General features: G+C 64.7%; 15 protein-coding genes. 8 read left to right on the top strand and 7 right to left on the bottom strand.

The window, feature by feature from the left end; all coding sequences use genetic code 11:
* Positions 1-15: 15 nt before the first annotated feature.
* Together HMPREF2822_RS04390 and HMPREF2822_RS04385 are read right to left on the bottom strand one after the other, a co-directional pair.
* Positions 16-1911, bottom strand: a complete 1896-nt coding sequence (locus HMPREF2822_RS04390; protein WP_070521452.1) for a pyruvate kinase — start codon at positions 1909-1911, stop codon at positions 16-18.
* Positions 1912-1925: 14 nt separating this feature from the next.
* Positions 1926-2396 carry a tRNA (cytidine(34)-2'-O)-methyltransferase gene (locus tag HMPREF2822_RS04385; protein ID WP_070521448.1) on the bottom strand — a complete coding sequence of 157 codons (471 nt, stop codon included), beginning with the start codon at positions 2394-2396 and terminating at the stop codon, positions 1926-1928.
* Positions 2397-2420: 24 nt separating this feature from the next.
* On the opposite strand from HMPREF2822_RS04385, the gene HMPREF2822_RS04380 reads away from it, so the two are divergent.
* A complete protein-coding gene (locus HMPREF2822_RS04380; protein WP_070521445.1) occupies positions 2421-3275 on the top strand; it encodes a bifunctional methylenetetrahydrofolate dehydrogenase/methenyltetrahydrofolate cyclohydrolase in 855 nt (284 codons plus the stop codon).
* A 75-nt stretch (positions 3276-3350) separates the two neighbouring features.
* Positions 3351-3665, top strand: a complete 315-nt coding sequence (locus HMPREF2822_RS04375) for a DUF3017 domain-containing protein (RefSeq protein WP_046648384.1) — start codon at positions 3351-3353, stop codon at positions 3663-3665.
* Positions 3666-3699: 34 nt separating this feature from the next.
* On the opposite strand, the gene HMPREF2822_RS04370 is transcribed toward HMPREF2822_RS04375, so the two are convergent.
* The 4 genes from HMPREF2822_RS04370 to HMPREF2822_RS04355 form a co-directional block, all read right to left on the bottom strand.
* A complete protein-coding gene (locus HMPREF2822_RS04370; RefSeq protein ID WP_232755591.1) occupies positions 3700-4854 on the bottom strand; it encodes a homoserine O-acetyltransferase MetX in 1155 nt (384 codons plus the stop codon).
* Positions 4847-6166 carry an O-acetylhomoserine/O-acetylserine sulfhydrylase gene (locus tag HMPREF2822_RS04365; protein WP_070521440.1) on the bottom strand — a complete coding sequence of 440 codons (1320 nt, stop codon included), beginning with the start codon at positions 6164-6166 and terminating at the stop codon, positions 4847-4849. The genes HMPREF2822_RS04370 and HMPREF2822_RS04365 overlap by 8 nt, the downstream gene beginning before the upstream one ends.
* A gap of 99 nt (positions 6167-6265) precedes the next feature.
* Entirely contained in the window at positions 6266-6868 is a 603-nt protein-coding gene (locus HMPREF2822_RS04360) for an MBL fold metallo-hydrolase (protein WP_070521612.1), read from the bottom strand.
* A 10-nt stretch (positions 6869-6878) separates the two neighbouring features.
* On the bottom strand, positions 6879-8459 hold the full coding sequence (locus HMPREF2822_RS04355) for a cytochrome c biogenesis protein CcdA (RefSeq protein ID WP_070521438.1): 1581 nt from the start codon (positions 8457-8459) through the stop codon (positions 6879-6881).
* 170 nt (positions 8460-8629) lie between these two features.
* Between HMPREF2822_RS04355 and HMPREF2822_RS13490 the strand changes: the two genes are divergently transcribed.
* Genes HMPREF2822_RS13490 through HMPREF2822_RS04345 form a run of 3 tightly spaced genes read left to right on the top strand, consistent with a single transcriptional unit; the run spans position 8630 to position 10018 of the window.
* Entirely contained in the window at positions 8630-8767 is a 138-nt protein-coding gene (locus HMPREF2822_RS13490; RefSeq protein WP_167595548.1) for a hypothetical protein, read from the top strand.
* Positions 8768-8774: 7 nt separating this feature from the next.
* Entirely contained in the window at positions 8775-9383 is a 609-nt protein-coding gene (locus tag HMPREF2822_RS04350; RefSeq protein ID WP_070521435.1) for a sigma-70 family RNA polymerase sigma factor, read from the top strand.
* Positions 9380-10018, top strand: a complete 639-nt coding sequence (locus tag HMPREF2822_RS04345; protein ID WP_070521432.1) for an anti-sigma factor — start codon at positions 9380-9382, stop codon at positions 10016-10018. The genes HMPREF2822_RS04350 and HMPREF2822_RS04345 overlap by 4 nt, the downstream gene beginning before the upstream one ends.
* A 43-nt stretch (positions 10019-10061) precedes the next feature.
* Here the strand turns inward: HMPREF2822_RS04345 and HMPREF2822_RS04340 are convergent, their stop codons facing one another.
* Positions 10062-11363, bottom strand: coding sequence for a MocR-like pyridoxine biosynthesis transcription factor PdxR (locus HMPREF2822_RS04340; RefSeq protein ID WP_070521429.1), 1302 nt, complete (start codon positions 11361-11363; stop codon positions 10062-10064).
* Between the two features lie 81 nt (positions 11364-11444).
* Here HMPREF2822_RS04340 and pdxS point away from each other — a divergent pair, with 81 nt between their 5' ends.
* From pdxS to ppc, 3 genes are all read left to right on the top strand, one after another.
* On the top strand, positions 11445-12347 hold the full coding sequence (pdxS, locus tag HMPREF2822_RS04335) for a pyridoxal 5'-phosphate synthase lyase subunit PdxS (protein WP_070521426.1): 903 nt from the start codon (positions 11445-11447) through the stop codon (positions 12345-12347).
* A gap of 14 nt (positions 12348-12361) precedes the next feature.
* Positions 12362-13066 (top strand): pyridoxal 5'-phosphate synthase glutaminase subunit PdxT, encoded by a 705-nt coding sequence (gene pdxT / locus HMPREF2822_RS04330; RefSeq protein ID WP_070521607.1) that lies wholly within the window; start codon positions 12362-12364, stop codon positions 13064-13066.
* Positions 13067-13174: 108 nt separating this feature from the next.
* Positions 13175-15919: a phosphoenolpyruvate carboxylase gene (gene ppc / locus HMPREF2822_RS04325; protein WP_070521423.1), complete on the top strand. Its 2745-nt coding sequence runs from the start codon at positions 13175-13177 to the stop codon at positions 15917-15919.
* The last annotated feature ends 66 nt before the right edge of the window (positions 15920-15985 follow it).

Raw genomic sequence — 15985 nt, 5'->3', positions numbered from 1 at the left:
TACATGTTGCCTGAATTAGTTGGTCCAGCTGCTCACCTGGCGCAGCTTTTGGCGGTTCTTCAGCCGCGACTGGCCCAGCTTGCGGGACATGCGGTCCAGAATCTGGATGGCCTCCGTGATGTGAGGGCCTTTGTTGAGCATGACGCACTCCGCGCGCAGCGCATAGCCCGCGTCCGTGATTTCCGCGCGGGAGGGAAGCCCCGTCTTGGCCAGGGTCTCCAGCACCTGCGTGGCCATGATGACCGGGATGTGTGCCGCCTCCGCGACCTTCATGATCCGCCCCGGTACCTGGACCATCTCCTCGAATCCCAACTCCACGGCCAAGTCGCCGCGCGCAATCATGATGCCGAACTTGGCATGTCGCATGCCCTCCAGCAATACGCTTCCCAGCTGCTCATAGGCCGGCACCGTCTCAATCTTGAGCACGATGCCCAGGTCACGCACGCGCTGCGCCATCTCCTCGGACTCCTGCTCGGCGGCAATCTCCTCGAGCGTGTCATAGAGGAAGGCCACATCAGCTGGAGTGCGGATGAAGGAAACCGCTGCGATATCGCAGTGCGTGGCCACAAAACGCAGCGCTTCGATGTCTTCCTCGGTGAGGCTGGGCAGCGGGACGTCAGTATCCGGCAGGTTGATTCCCTTATAGGCGGCCAGGTTGGTGCCGGTGGGCCCGGCGTGCTCCACGGTGATGACAGCCTCGCGCTCAGCGCCGTTGTCCCGCACCTCGTGGACGCGGCCGGAGATTGCGCCATCATCGAAAATCACCCGGTGGCCCACCTCCAGCGCACCGACCACCTCCGGCAGCGTGCACCCAATGGTGGTCACCTCGCCCTCAACGATGCGCGCCGGCTCCTGCGAAGTGCTCAGCACCAACTCCTCGCCGCGGTGCAGGCGAATCTTCTGCTCCAGTGCCGGAACCCCATGCACCTGCGTGGTGTCCCCGCCGTGGCTCAACACCGTTCCCTCGGCGAGGTAGCAGTTGCGATCACCGTGCAGCACCGCCACGCCTGCTTCCGCGCTCTCCACGGTGAACACACGCGAGCGCCCGCGCGCTTCCGTGAAGCGCACCTCGCTGCCGGGGTGCAGGCGCGCCAACCACTCGCCATCCACCTCCAGCGCTACCGCCGGGCGTGCCGCGCTTGGCGACGCCTCCCCCGCCACCCCGTGGGCGCGGGTAGAGGAGGGGGCGTCGTGAAGCACGAGCGTTGCCGGGCTCAGCAGCTCACCTGCCGCGGTGCGCTCGCCGCGCACGCGAATGACCTGCGGACCCGGCTCGATGCTGCCGGTGCGGACCTTGGGGCCCGCAATATCGCAGGAAATCAGGATCTCGCGCCTCACCTCCTCGGCGGCGCGGTGGACGTGTGCCACCATTTTCTGCCAGGCATCCTGGCCATCGTGGGCGCAGTTGATGCGGGCGAGTTCCATGCCCGCGCGGGCGAAACCGAGGACCAGCTCATAGTCATCTGCGGCCTCGGTGGGAAGGGTCACCATGATGCGCGCGTGGGTGTCCTCCTGAGTGGGGCCGAGGAGGGCTTCGGTGTTGGCGTCGAGGATATCGTCCGCGTCCGCATAGGCCGTGGCAATCGGCTGCACGGGGTAGGTCGGTGCGTGGCCATCGAAGGCGTCGAGCACGTTGCGCGCGGCGTGGAGGCGCTCAAGCACCGCGGGCTCTGGATGGCTAAGGCTCGTGGCGCCCAATGCCGTGAGGCCTTCCTGGATTTCGACGGCGTCCTGGGAGCGCAATTCCATGTAGCGCACGAGGTTAACCGCGCCGGGGCGGTGGACGGGATCCACGCGCGCGATCTGCGCGGCGTGCGCGGCAGACGAAGCTTCGATGCGGGTAGTGAGGGAATCAAGAAGTGGGCGCAGGCTAGGCAAGGTTTCTCCTTCGTTGTGAAAGTCCACCCACATTGTGCCGCGACTTGTTAGACCGCGCCACGGAAGCCGAGCTGGCGCCAGGCCTCGTACACGGCCGTCGACGCCGCGTTGGATAGATTCATCGAGCGCCTAGCCGGCATCATGGGGATGCGCACGCGTTCGGTGACACGCGGATGGAAGGCGTGCTCTTCCGGCAGGCCAGTGGGCTCGGTGCCGAAGAGGAGGACGTCCCCCTCCTGGTAGTCGATGTCCGTGAACCACTTATCTGTGTGGGTGGTGAAGGCGAAGACCCGCGCACCGGGCAGGGCTTCCATGCAGGCGTCGAAGTCTTTGTGGATTTTGAGATCCGCCAGGTCGTGGTAGTCCAGGCCCGCGCGCTTGAGGTGTTTGTCCTCGAAGTTGAAGCCGAGCGGCTCGATGAGGTGCAGGCTCGCGCCCGTGACGGCGGCGGTGCGGATGGCGTTGCCGGTGTTGGTGGGGATCACGGGGTTGTCGAAGACGATGTGCAAGCTGCTCATAGGCATCAGTCTAGGATGGTGGGCATGAGCGCTACCAAACTAGATGGCAACTTGTACCGCGACGAGATTTTTGAGGACCTGGCCCAGCGCGTGGCCGCCCTCAAGGAGAAGGGGATTACCCCGGGACTGGCCACGGTCCTGGTGGGCGATGATCCGGGTTCGCATTCCTACGTGAAGATGAAGCACCGCGATTGCGAGAAGCTCGGAATCAATTCGATTCGCAAGGACCTGCCTGGCGACGTTACCCAGGAAGAACTCGAGCGCGTCATCGAAGAGCTCAACAATGACGATGCCTGCACCGGCTACATCGTGCAGCTACCGCTGCCGAAGCACCTGGATGAAAACCGCGTGCTCGAGCTCATCGACCCGGCCAAGGACGCCGATGGCCTGCACCCGATCAACCTGGGCAAGCTGGTGCTCAACGAGGACGCCCCGCTGCCGTGCACGCCGAACGGTTGCATCCACCTGCTGCGCCGCTTCGGCGTGGAGCTCGATGGTGCCAAGGTCGTGGTCATCGGTCGCGGCGTGACCGTGGGCCGCCCAATTGGCCTGATGCTGACTCGCCGCAGCGAGAATTCCACGGTGACGCTGTGCCACACCGGCACCAAGGACTTGGCCGCGGAGACCCGTGAGGCCGATGTCATCATCGCGGCCGCTGGCAAGGCACACATGCTCACCGCCGACATGGTCAAGGAAGGTGCTGCGGTTCTCGACGTCGGCGTGTCCCGCGTTGACGGCAAACTCGCCGGCGACGTGGCTGAGGACGTGTGGGAGAAGGCCGGCTACGTTTCCCCGAACCCGGGCGGCGTGGGCCCGCTGACGCGCGCGTTCCTGGTGAGCAACATCGTCGAGCGCGCCGAAAAGCTCGCCGCTCAGTAGTGCGTGAAGTCGAGCGCTCGAGTAGTGAGTATGTCTGACCAACCAGCACAGCCGCGCGGGAAAACTGCGCCGCCGGTGTCTTTATCGAACCCGCACGATGCGCACCTGAAGCCCTCGGCGCTGCCGCCGGCTCTTCAGTGGTTGGCCATCGGCTTGTTCGTGGCGGCGGTTGTGGTGTCGGGCTTCTATGCCGTGTTCGAGCACTGGCGCCGCGCCACGCTGCTGCTGGGCGGGGCGCTGGTGTGGCTGACGGTGGTCCGCCTGACCTGCGATTCCTCGCGGGTCGGCGTGCTCGCGGTGCGCTCCCGGCGCTTCGACGCCTGCTTTACAGGCATCTTGGGCGCGGCGATGGTGTTCATGGCCTTTTCCATCGACGCGCTTGGATCGTAACGCGTTTGGCTCCCGGAAAGAGCCAAACGGCTTCTTAAATGTAATACTCGTCGCCCACGTACGCAGGGCCCACGTCTAAGCCATTTGGCGCCGAGAGCAGCAGGAAGTTGCGCAGGATACGGTTCATCTGCCGGGTCTCCGTCAGAAAAGCATCGTGGCCCACGGGTGAGACAATCTTGGCCATCGCCAGCAGCTGGTTGACGTTGCGGGAGATGTGCTCCTGCTGGTGATAGGGGTAGAGGATATCCGTGTCCACGCCCACCACCATCGTTGGTACCTGGGAGGCCGCCAACGCCTTGATGAGCCCGCCGCGCCCGCGGCCGACGTCATGCCGGTTCAGCGCCTCCGTGAGAACCACGTAGGAACCCGCATCGAAGCGCTCGGTGAGTTTCGCCCCCTGGTAATCCAGGTAGGAGTTCACCGCGAAACGCTGGTTCAGCTGGCGGTGCGGCCCCAAGGGATTCTCGCCTTGCTGTGCGGTAGCGCCGAAGCGCTCGTCGATTTCCTGCTCGCCGCGATACGTCAAGTGCGCGATACGGCGCGCCGCCGCCAGGCCATCCCGCGGAGTCTTGTCCGTGAGGTAGTAATTGCCGCCATGCCAAAACGGGTCGCGCTCAATGGCGGAAATCTGCGCGGATTGGATGCCAATCTGCCAGCCCGAAGCCCTGGCCGACACCGCAATCACACACACCGCCGACACGCTTTCCGGGTGCAGCAAGCTCCACTCCAGAGTCCGCGCCCCGCCCATCGAGCCGCCGAGCACCGCGTGCACACGCGAAATACCCAGCTCCTTCAAGCAGTCGTGCTCGGCCTCCACCAAGTCCCGAATCGACAGCGCCGGGAAGCGCCCGCCCCACGGCTTTCCATCCGGGTGCAGCGACTTTGGCCCCGTCGAGCCGTTGCAGCCACCCAGCGCATTGGTCGCGATAACGCACCAGCGCGTGGTGTCCAGGGCCTTGCCCGGGCCCACCAGGTCGGACCACCAGTCCGCCACGTTGGAATCCCCGGTCAGCGCGTGCTCGACCACCAAGACATTGTTGACGCCGTCCGGGTCGCCGGCGAAAGCGCCCCAGCGTTGGTAGGCCAGGGAGGCGTCGGCAAGCACGGCGCCTGCTTCGGTGGTGAAGTCACCGATGGGGACGACGGCGAGCTCGCCTTCGGGCGCGAGCTCCGGGATGGCGCTAACCAATGGCCGCGAACCCACGCTCGAGGTCGGCGATGATGTCGTTGACGTCCTCAATACCGACGGACAGGCGCACCGTGGCCTGCGTAATGCCCGCGGCCTTGAGCGCTGCCTCGTCGGACTGGGAGTGCGTGGTGGTCGCCGGGTGCACCACCAGGGAGCGGGTATCGCCGATGTTGGCCAGGTTCGAGTGCAGCTTCAGCGCATCGATAAACACCCACGCCTCATCGCGGCCGCCGTCGATGTCGAAGGAGAGCACGGAGCCGGTGTAGTCATAGCCCAGCTTCTCCTTGGTGGCCTTGTAAGGCGAGGACTCCAGGCCGGCGTAGTTGACCTTCGTGACCTTGGCGTGGGACTCCAGGTACTCGGCCACGGCCTGGGCGTTGGCATTGTGCTTCTCGACGCGCAACTGCAACGTCTCAATGCCATTCAGCGTCAGCCAGGCGTTGAATGGGGAGATGGCGGCACCCGTATCGCGCAGCAGGCCCGCACGCGCCTTGACGGCGAAGGCCGGTGCGCCCAGGTCGGCGTACTTGAGGCCGTGGTAGGCCTCGTCCGGGGTGACGAAGTAGGGGAAGACGGGCTCGCCGTCGCGCTCGACGGTCCAGTCGAAGGAGCCACCGTCGATGATGGCACCACCGATGGCGGAGCCGTTGCCGCTGTAGAACTTGGTGGTGGAGACCACGACGATGTCTGCGCCCAGCTCCAGCGGGCGGGCGAGCGCGCCGGTGGCGATGGTGTTATCCACGATGAGCGGGACCTGGTTCTTGTGGGCTACCTCGGCGATGGCGGGGATGTCGAGGACATCGGCGACTGGGTTGCCGAAGGTCTCGCCGTAAAAAGCCTTGGTGTTGGGCTGGACGGCGTCCTGCCAGGAGGCCGGGTCGTCGGGGTTCTCGACGAGGGTGACGTCAATGCCGAGGCGCTTCAAGGTCACGGTAAAGAGGGTGGAGGTGCCACCGTAGAGGCGCGGGGAGGTGACGATGTGGTCGCCGGCGGAGGCCAGGTTCAGGATGGCAGCGGTCTCGGCGGCCTGGCCGGAGGCGAAAGCCACGGCGGCCACGCCACCTTCGAGGGAAGCGAGGCGCTCCTCCAGCGCGTCCTGCGTGGGGTTGGTCAGGCGGGTATAAATCGGGCCGGCATCCGAGAGATTGAAGCGGTTGGCGGCGTGCTCGGCGTCGTTGAAGACATACGAGGTGGTTTGGTAAATCGGCACGTTGCGTGCGTTGGTGGAGCCGTCCAGGTTCTGGCCGGCGTGGAGGGCGCGGGTGGCAAAGGACCACTCGTTGACTTTGGAATTATCGTATTTGGTGCTCATGTCAGGAAAGGCTAGACCAAGCGGTTCAGTGCCGTTAGTGGTTTTCTAGAAACCGCAGGCAAGCCCGAGAATAAAAATAGACCGAGCGGTTGGTTCGGCTTAGATTTCGATGCTTTCACCAACCCGCAGGCGCCGATAGCCGCTCACCCCGGCGCGTTGGAGCATGCCGTCGGTGATCTGCTTGCCGGCGTCGGAAAGCACGGCGTCATGGATGGGAACCGTAAGCCGCGCACCGATGCGCATGGCGTAATCCGCGGCATCCGCCCCGCGCACCCACGGGCCGGCGATGGGGAGCAGGAGCACGTCTACCGTGAGTCCTTCCGAGACAACCCACTGGTCGCCGGGGTGCAGCACGCCGCCGAAGAAATAACCCAGGTTCTCCGGGCGCGGGATATTGGGGTGGATCTCCTCGTGGAGGCCGCCCACCGCGTGAATCTCAAGGCCCAGAACTGTAAACGTCTCTCCAGCATGCACGATGGTGCCGGAGCCGAGGGCGTCGATAGCCTCCCGCGTTCCCCACACCGGCAGGCCGCTCCCGCGCACGGCATCGACGTCGAGGTGGTCACCGTGTGCGTGCGTGAGCAGCACCGCTTCGGCGCCTTCGAGGCAGCTCAGGTCAGAGAGGGGACCGGGGTCGATAACGATGCGACCCTGGGGTGCCTCGACGGCCACGGCGGATTGTCCATGCAGAGATAGCTTCATGATTCCCACGCTAGCCAAAAGTAAAGGAATACAGCGAGAGCCCTTCGCTTACTTCCAGCTCGATTGTTTCGGTGTGATTGTCAGGTTCCCGGACGAGATCCACCGTGCCGTCCTCGGTGATGTCAAAGGTGCGGACCGAACCATCGGCGTGATGCACGCGAACCGTTCCTTGCCCTGATGCCACGAGCTGTACCCGGGCGGCGCGGTAGTTCAGTCGCAGGCGCGCGTGAGGTCCGGCGGTGATGGGCTGGTCGGCCAGCGTCCACGTCCCGCCCAGCGAATATTGACCTAACGGCGGCTCGTTCATGGTGAACTGGTGCGTGCCGACGCGGTAGTCGGCGTTGGCGAAATACTGTGCGCGTGCGGTGCCGAGGTACGTCTCCGGCGAGCGCGGCGCGCTGTTCGCATCGGCGGTCTCGATTGGTTCGGGTAGCTCTATGCTGGGGTCGCGCTCGAGGAGAAGCTCACGAATGAGGCGCTCGGTCTCGGCGTAGTCGCCCTCGCCATGGTGGGATTGGCGCAGCATGCCGTGCTTGTCGACGACATAGTGCGCCGGCCAGTACCGATTCCCAAAGTTCTTCCACGTGGCGAAGTCATTGTCTTGCGCCACCGGGTATTCGATTCCTTGCTCGCGGGCCGCGCGGCGCACGTTGGCAGCCTCGTGCTCGAAAGCGTATTCCGGCGCGTGGATGCCGACGATGTCGAGGCCGTAGTCCTTGTAGTGCGCATAGAGCTTGGTCAGGTGCGTGTTGTTGCGCTGGCAGTTGATGCAGGCATAGGCCCAGAAATCGATGAGGGTGACCTTGCCAGAGGTACGCGGATCGACCGGCAGATCCGTGTTGAACCAGCCGGTCAACCCCGCGAACGCGGGCACTGGGGTTCCTTCGGCTGTTCGGGCGGCCTGCTCAACTGGGGTGGCGTCGGCGTTGATGCTGGGGAGCTTCTGCTGCAGCCAGGCGGGCGCGCCGAGTGAAATCGCACCAGCCATGGCGATAACTACCACTCCCGCGGTGATGCGCACCCCGCGCTGGTGGGAGCGGAAAGCATCGACGCGTTTGCCCACCTCGTTGCCGCCCAAAGCGAAGGCCAGCAGGGGGATGGCCACGCCGAGAGCGAAGGAGAGGCAGAGGGTGAGGATGTGGGCGTCGACAGTCCCAGTGGCGCCCGCCACGGAGATGGCGGCGAGTACAGGGCCGGCGCAGGGGACGAAGACAACCCCCATGGCCAAGCCGACGACGAACCCGCCTTTGCCGCGGGCCTTGGATTGCAAGCTGCCAGCTTTCGAGAGTTTCTGGAAAGGCCACTCAAGGATTTCTTGCACGCGGGGAAACACCATTCCCAGGCCCACGAGAACGAGCAGCACGATTCCCACCTTCCACAGGATGTCGGCGGGCAGTCCTAGGGAATTGAGCAGCGTTGTCGCAAACAGCGTGACGAGGCTGAAACTTGTGACGAGTCCGCCTACGACCTGCCATGGCCGCCACCGTGAGCCGCCGCTAACGGCGAGGACCAGCGGCAAGACCGGCAAGATGCAGGGCGAGATGCCCGTGATAAGGCCACCGGTAAACCCGATGAACAGCGTTGATAGCATGCTGTACTCCTTCGCTTGGTGTGCGGTGTGGGTATGCAACTAGTTCGGAGCACGAGTGAAAAACGGATTGGTTTTAAATCCATCCAATCCGCATCGCGGGGCGGCTCCGAATAGTCAGATACAGGGCCCGGAAAAGCCGAGCCCCGATTGCTTGAAGAAGGAGCACCGAAATGAAGAAGCTTGTTACTGTCGCCGCTGCACTTGCTGTTGCCGCCAGTGGGTTGGTTGCCTGCAACGACAAGAAGGAAGACATGGACATGATGCCCAGCTCGGAGATGATGGCCCCGAGCGAGGAAATGACTAAGTAAAACTGCCATGTCCACCCCGCTGCTGGAGGTAAGCTCAACACCCGTGCCTGCGATGTCCCCCAATGAACACGAGCGGCTGAACCGCCTTTTGGTTCAGACCGCTTCCGCAGACAAGCATGCCTTCAGCGCGCTTTACGACGCCCTCGCGCCCACCGTGTACAGCGTTTGCCTGAGCGTTCTGCGCAATCCCGCCTTAGCAGAGGAAGTTGCTCAAGATGTCTTCGTTGAGGTCTGGACCTCCGCTGCGAAGTTTGACCCGCAGCGAGGAAACGCTCGCTCGTGGGTGGGCAGGTTGGCGCATGGGAGGGCCGTCGATAAGCTGCGCAGCCATGTGGCCGCAGTGCAGCGCGATGACCGCGACTCGAAGCTTGAGCACGCCACTTTTGCTGAGCCGATTGAAGACGAAGCCCTGAACAATGTGGAGGCTCACCTCCTGCGCCGGGCCGTCGTCGAGATTGGGGAGCCGCATTCCACCGCGGTGGCGCTCGCTTTTTTCGATGGCTTGACGCATGCTGAGCTGGCAGAATCAACGGGAGTACCGCTGGGTACGGCCAAGACGCGCGTGCGCGACGGTGTTAAGAAGCTAAAAGCGATTCTCGGAAGGGAGGGGCGATGAGCAACACGCATGAGTTTTCTGATGAGACTTTCGATGACTTCCTCGATTCCCTCCCCGAGGTCGAACCGCCGGTGCGAATGAAAGATGCCGTCTTTGCGGAAATTGACGGTGGCGAAGCTACCGAGGTCATCGAGCTTCCGCGCCGCCGTTGGCGGGCCTTCGTGGCGGTGCCGGCTGCGGCGGCGGTCCTCGTAGTAGGCATGGTTGCCGTGCCGCCCTTGTTGCAGTCCGATGACTCGCAGAATCAGACGAGCGATAGCGCGCGGGTAGAGGCTGAATCGCCCGGCGAGAAGTCGATGCACGCCATCATGGGGGCAGAGGATCTCATGCAGGGCAACGCCGATGCATCGGGTGCACAGCTGGATATCGTGTCTTCGGCGTCGATGGAGAAATCCGGCGCGATGGTGGATGGCCAGCCGCAGCTCGCCGATGGCATGGGCGCCCAGGTATGGGCAGTCAGCGCCGATGGCGGCATGGCTTCGGCGGGGGTCATCGGCCAGGACCCACACGATGGGGTATGGATGCCCTTCGACGGCGCGGCAGTCAAAGTCATGGTCACCGAGGAACCCGCAGGCGGCAGCGAGCAACCGACAGGCCGCACCCTCGCCACCGTTACTTTGGCCAGCGCTAGCTAGCCTTGTATGCGATAGGGCAGCTACGCGCCAGGCCAGCTACGTGTCAGCTAGTTAAAGCCTGCTTGACCAGCTCCAGCGCGGCGGCGAGTTCGACGTCGCTCAAATGCCCAAAGCCCAAGACCACGCCTTCCTCGGCGGGCGCGCCGCCCCAATAATCGCGCAGCGGGGTCAGCGTGAGGCCCAGATCGGCCGCGCGCTGGACGACGCCCTCCTCACACAACAACACCGCGTGGAGCCCGCCGTGGATGGGCAGAAGGGTAGCTGGGGTGTCTTCCAGCGCGGCTTGGACGAGGTCGCGGCGGCGCTTGTAGGCGCGGCGCATCCGCCCGGTATGTCGCCGCAGCGCACCGCTGGCCAGGTAGTTCGCCAGCGCCGCCTGGGGGATAGCGCCGACAGGCTGGCCGAAGACCTCCCGCACGCGGTCCACGCCCGCGCGCAAGCTCGGCGGCACCACGAGGTAGCCGCAGGCAATCGACGGCGAAATCACCGAGGAAAATGTGCCCAGCAACACCGTGTGTTCCGGAGCGAGCGCGGTCAGCGCGGGCAAGGGCTGGCCCACGTAGCGCAGCTCGGAATCGAAATCATCCTCGATGATGAGCACGTCATTGCCGCGCGCCCACTCGACGAGCTCCGCGCGCCGGGCAGCCGGCAGCGAACCGCCATAGGGGTGCTGGTGGGAGGGGGTGACGATGAGAACGTCGAGGTCAACGGTGGGGACGGTGACGCCGTGGGCGTCGGTGGGGACGTCGACAAGCGTGTGCCCCAAGGCCTGGGGGATGCGGCGCAGGCTGGGGTAGCCGGGGGATTCCACGCCCACGCGCAAATGGCCGCCCAGCGCGCGCAGCAGCACCGACAGCCCGTCGCGGGCGCCGGCGGTGATGACGACATAAGCCGGGTCGACGGTCAGCCCGCGCATGTGGCGCAGGTGCGCGGCCACCTCGCGGGGGAGATCGCCGGAAGAATCCACGGCGGCCTTGCGCCACGCCGCCCTCCATTCGGGGGTGATGATTCCGGCCGTATCGGGCAAACCGGGGGTCAACTCCACGCGCGGTGGGGCAGGGGAGGGCCGTGGCGCAGGATGAGGCTGCGGGGCGCGCCCGTGGGGCAGGTGCGGGTTGATGACGGTGCCCGATCCAACCGCCGCGGTCAGGTAGCCCTCGGCGGTCAATTGCTCATAGGCGGTAACCACGCTGCCTCGGGAAATGCCCAAATCGCGGGCTAGTGAGCGCGTCGATGGAACCTGCTCGCCGGGCAGCAGAATGCCCGCCGCGACTTGGGTGCGGAGGGCTTCGGCGATCTGCACCGGCAGCGCGCGCGTATCAGATGGGTCGAGACGGAAAGACACGGCCCCATCATAAGTGGTCTAATTCAACACTCGGGAAATGGCTCTTGTCTTGGACCAATTTCCTGCGCCACTATGTGAGCCATGACTGAACAGAAGAATGAACAGGGACGCGCCACGACGCGCGTCAAGCGTGGACTGGCTGACATGCTCAAGGGTGGCGTCATCATGGACGTCGTTACCCCGGAGCAGGCACGAATTGCTGAAGACGCGGGTGCTTCCGCCGTCATGGCGCTGGAGCGCGTGCCGGCCGATATCCGCGCCCAGGGCGGCGTGGCCCGCATGTCCGATCCGGACCTCATCGAGGGCATCGTCAACGCCGTGTCCATCCCGGTGATGGCGAAGGCCCGCATCGGCCACTTCGTGGAGGCGCAGATTCTCGGCGAGCTGGGCGTGGACTTCATCGACGAGTCCGAGGTGCTCAGCCCAGCCGATTACGTCAACCACATCAACAAGTGGGATTTCGACGTGCCCTTCGTCTGCGGTGCTACCAACCTGGGCGAGGCCCTGCGCCGCATCACCGAGGGCGCGGCCATGATCCGCTCCAAGGGCGAGGCCGGCACTGGCGACGTCTCCGAGGCCGTCAAGCACCTGCGCACCATCAAGGGCGAAATCGCACGCCTCCAGAACCTCGACCGCGACGAGCTCTACGTCGCCGCCAAGGAGCTGCAGGCCCCGTATGACCTGGTTGCTGAGGTGGCGGAGACCGGCAAGCTGCCGGTCGTGCTGTTCGTTGCTGGTGGTGTGGCTACGCCTGCCGACGCCGCCCTCGTCCGCCAAATGGGCGCCGAAGGCGTCTTTGTCGGCTCCGGCATCTTCAAGTCCGGCGAGCCCGCGAAGCGCGCGGAGGCCATCGTGAAGGCGGCGACCCTCTACGATCAGCCGGCCGAGCTGGCTAAGATCAGCCGCGGCCTGGGCGAGGCCATGGTGGGCATCAACGTCAACGACATCCCCGCCCCGCACCGCCTGGCCGAGCGCGGTTGGTAAACGCGGTGCGCGCGATGAACACAGCGACGCGACCGCTCGTCGGAGTGCTCGCGCTGCAAGGTGGAGTGGAAGAGCACATCGCTGTGCTGGAGAGTCTCGGCGCTGCAACGCGCCGGGTGCGTCTGCCGCAGGATCTCGACGGGCTGGACGGAATCATTTTGCCGGGCGGCGAGTCGAGCACCATCGATAAACTGGCGCGCTCTTTTGGCGTCGCTGAGCCGCTGCGCCGCGCCGTCGAAAATGGGCTGCCGGTCTTGGCCACCTGCGCGGGGCTCATCTACAGCGCCCGCGAGCTGGAAAACCCCGCCCCGGGCCAGCAGGCGCTGGGGCTTATCGACGTCTCCGTGCGGCGCAACGCCTTCGGCAACCAGCGCTTCTCTGAGGAGCGCACCGTGCCGGTCGCGATGGAGGGCCAGAGATCCGGCGTAAATGCCTCAGAGGTCGGCGAGCCTCTAGCCATCGAGGCGAGCTTCATCCGCGCGCCCATCGTTACCCGCGCGGGCGAGGGCGTCGAGGTCATCGCCACCGTGCCCCTCCCTGCACCTGACATTGAGGTCAGCGGTGAGGGGAGTGGTACTGGGGCACGAACTCGTCCTGCCGCGGGGCGCGAGGTGATTGTGGGCGTGCGCCAAGGATGCGTCACGGCGTTGAGCTTCCATCCGGAAGAAAACGGCGACTCGCGCCTCCACGCCGCGTGGCTCGCTTGCTTCGTTCGCTAACTAATTCTGCCCGGAAGCTCTTTCCTTAAATAACTATCGCCCAATAGTGATCTGGGCTACATTGAGATGTGCCAGCTGAACACATCACGCCCAGAAAGGCACTTTGCCGTGAGCACACCCGCCCCTGAACAAGTCCGCGAAGATATCCGCTTCCTCGGCCGGGTGCTCGGGCGGGTCATCGCGCAGCAGGAAGGCGAGGACGTCTTCGAGCTCGTCGAATCGACCCGCCGCATGGCCTTCGACGTGGCGCACGGCGATGCAAAGCCCGAAGACCTCGTCGCCATCTTCCGCGATCTCGACATCACCAAGGTCAACCTCGTGGCACGCGCATTCAGCTATTTCGCGCTCATCGCCAACCTCGTAGAGGATCTGGATGACGAGTCCGTTGAAGCGCCCGTCTCCCTGCGCAAGACATTCGCCAAGCTCAAGGAAGAAGGCGTCACGCCAACCGACGCCTCTTCCGTCATCCGCGGCGCGCACGTCGCCCCCGTTCTCACCGCGCACCCCACCGAAACCCGCCGCCGCACCGTCTTTGATACGCAAACCCGCATCAAGACTCTCCTCAAGGAATCACACCGCGGTGGCGACATGGCGGCAATCGAGAAGGAAATGTATCTGCGCATGACGCTGCTGTGGCAGACCGCGCTGATTCGCATCGCCCGCCCCACCCTCGAAGACGAGATTGACGTCGGCCTGCGCTATTACAAGCTGTCGCTGCTCGACCAGGTCCCTGCACTCAACCGTGCCATCCGCCACGCCATGCGCGAGACTTTTGGCCAGCAGCTGCCCGATTCCCCCGTTGTCCGTCCCGGTTCCTGGATTGGCGGCGACCATGACGGCAACCCGTACGTCGACGAGCACACCCTGACCTATGCCACCCGCAAGGCCGCGGCGACGGTGCTGCAGTACTACGCCGACGAGCTCGGCGAGCTGGAGCGCGAGCTCTCCCTATCAGACCGCTATTCCTCCAGCTCCAAAGAGCTGGGCGCGCTTGCCGACGCCTCCCACAACGACGAAAAATCCCGCGTCGACGAACCCTACCGCCGGGCCATCTTCGGCATCCGGAAGAAGGTGCTGGCGAGGTTGGAAGGGGAGGCGTCGCCAAGCGCCTATGCGTCGCCGGAGGAACTCAAACGTGACCTGGACGTGATCGACCGCTCGCTGCGCCAGTTCAATGACGACATCATCGCCGATGACCGCTTGGCTCGATTGCGCTCGGCGGTAACCACGTTTGGATTCCATCTTTCGACGCTGGACATGCGCCAGAATTCGGAGTCCTTCGAGAACGTCCTCACCGAGATTTTCGCCGCGGCTACCATCACCCCGGACTACCGCGCGCTGGGGGAGGAGGAGAAGGTCGCGCTGCTCGTGCGCGAGCTGCAGACCAATCGGCCGCTGCTTTTCCCCGGTGCTGAGAAGGAATTCACCGAGGATACCGCGAAGGAGCTGGGCATCTTCCGTGCGGCGGCGCGCGCTGTGCGGGACTTTGGGCCGGAGTCGGTGTCGCATTGCATCATCTCCATGACGGGAACGGTCTCCGACATTCTGGAGCCGATGGTGCTACTCAAGGAGGTGGGACTGAGCGAGGTCGATGTGGTGCCGCTGTTTGAAACCATCGAGGATCTGAAGGCCGGCGCCGGCATCCTGGAGAAGCTGTGGCAGGTGCCCGTGTACCGCGAGCATCTGCGCTCGCGCGGGGATGTCCAAGAGGTGATGTTGGGGTATTCGGATTCCAACAAGGACGGCGGTTATTTGCAGGCGAACTGGGCGCTGTACGACGCCGAACTGGCCCTCGTTGAGCTCTGCGCGCGCCACGGCGTGGAGTTGCGGCTGGCGCATGGTCGCGGCGGGGCGGTGGGCCGCGGTGGTGGCCCGACGTATGACGCGATTTTGGCGCAGCCGAAGGGCGCGGTGTCGGGTTCGGTGCGTATCACCGAGCAGGGAGAGGTGATTTCTGCGAAGTATGGTGCGCCGGAGACTGCGCGCCGCCACTTGGAGGCGTTTGTTTCCGGAGCGCTGGAGGCATCGTTGTTGGATACCGAGCCCATTACGGATCCGGAGCGCGCCTACGAGATCATGCGCGAGCTGGCGGCGTTGAGTGGCGTGGCCTACCGCCAGCTTGTCGACGACCCCGGGTTCATCACCTACTTCACCCAGTCCACCCCGCTGCACGAGATTGGCGAGCTTAACCTGGGGTCGCGCCCGACCTCGCGCAAGCAGACCACCGCGATTACGGATTTGCGTGCGATTCCCTGGGTGCTGTCGTGGTCGCAGTCCCGCACCAACATTCCGGGCTGGTTCGGCGTGGGCAGCGCGGTGACGGCGTGGGTTCAGCAACCCTCCGGAGGATCGACAGCCTCCGGAGGTACAGCAAGAGCGGTAAATGCCACAGCGGATGTAGCAGTGACCGAGAAGGCTGGAGCAGATACCGGAGCTGGAGAAGAAAAGCGCTGGGAGGAGCTGCGCGAGCTGTACCGCACGTGGCCCTTCTTCCGCTCTGTCTTCGCCAACATGGCGCAGGTCATGGCCAAGGCGGAGATGCAGCTGGCGCGTCTGTACGCCAACTTGGTCGACGACAAGGACACCGCAGACCGCATCTTCGGCCTGATATCCGAGGAATTTGAGCGCACCCGCGAGGTCTACCTCAAGGTCACCGGTAACGCGGATCTGGTGAGCGAGAATCAGCGCCAAGCACGTTCACTCAAGCGGCGCTATCCTTACCTGCTTCCGCTCAACGCCGTCCAGTTGGAGTTGCTGCGCCGCTACCGCCGCGGCGACGACCAGTTCCTGGTATCCAAGACCATCCAGGTCACGATGAACGGGCTAGCCACCGCGCTGCGCAACGCCGGCTAAACCGCCCGCCCGCCCGCCCGGCCAACCGGCACGGCCAAAATTCCTGCAGGACAGGCTTGAGCGGAT

It is taken from the genome of Corynebacterium sp. HMSC062E11 (genome assembly GCF_001811845.1).
GTDB classification, from domain to species: domain Bacteria; phylum Actinomycetota; class Actinomycetes; order Mycobacteriales; family Mycobacteriaceae; genus Corynebacterium; species Corynebacterium hesseae.
This window is presented reverse-complemented; position numbering and strand designations above follow the sequence as displayed.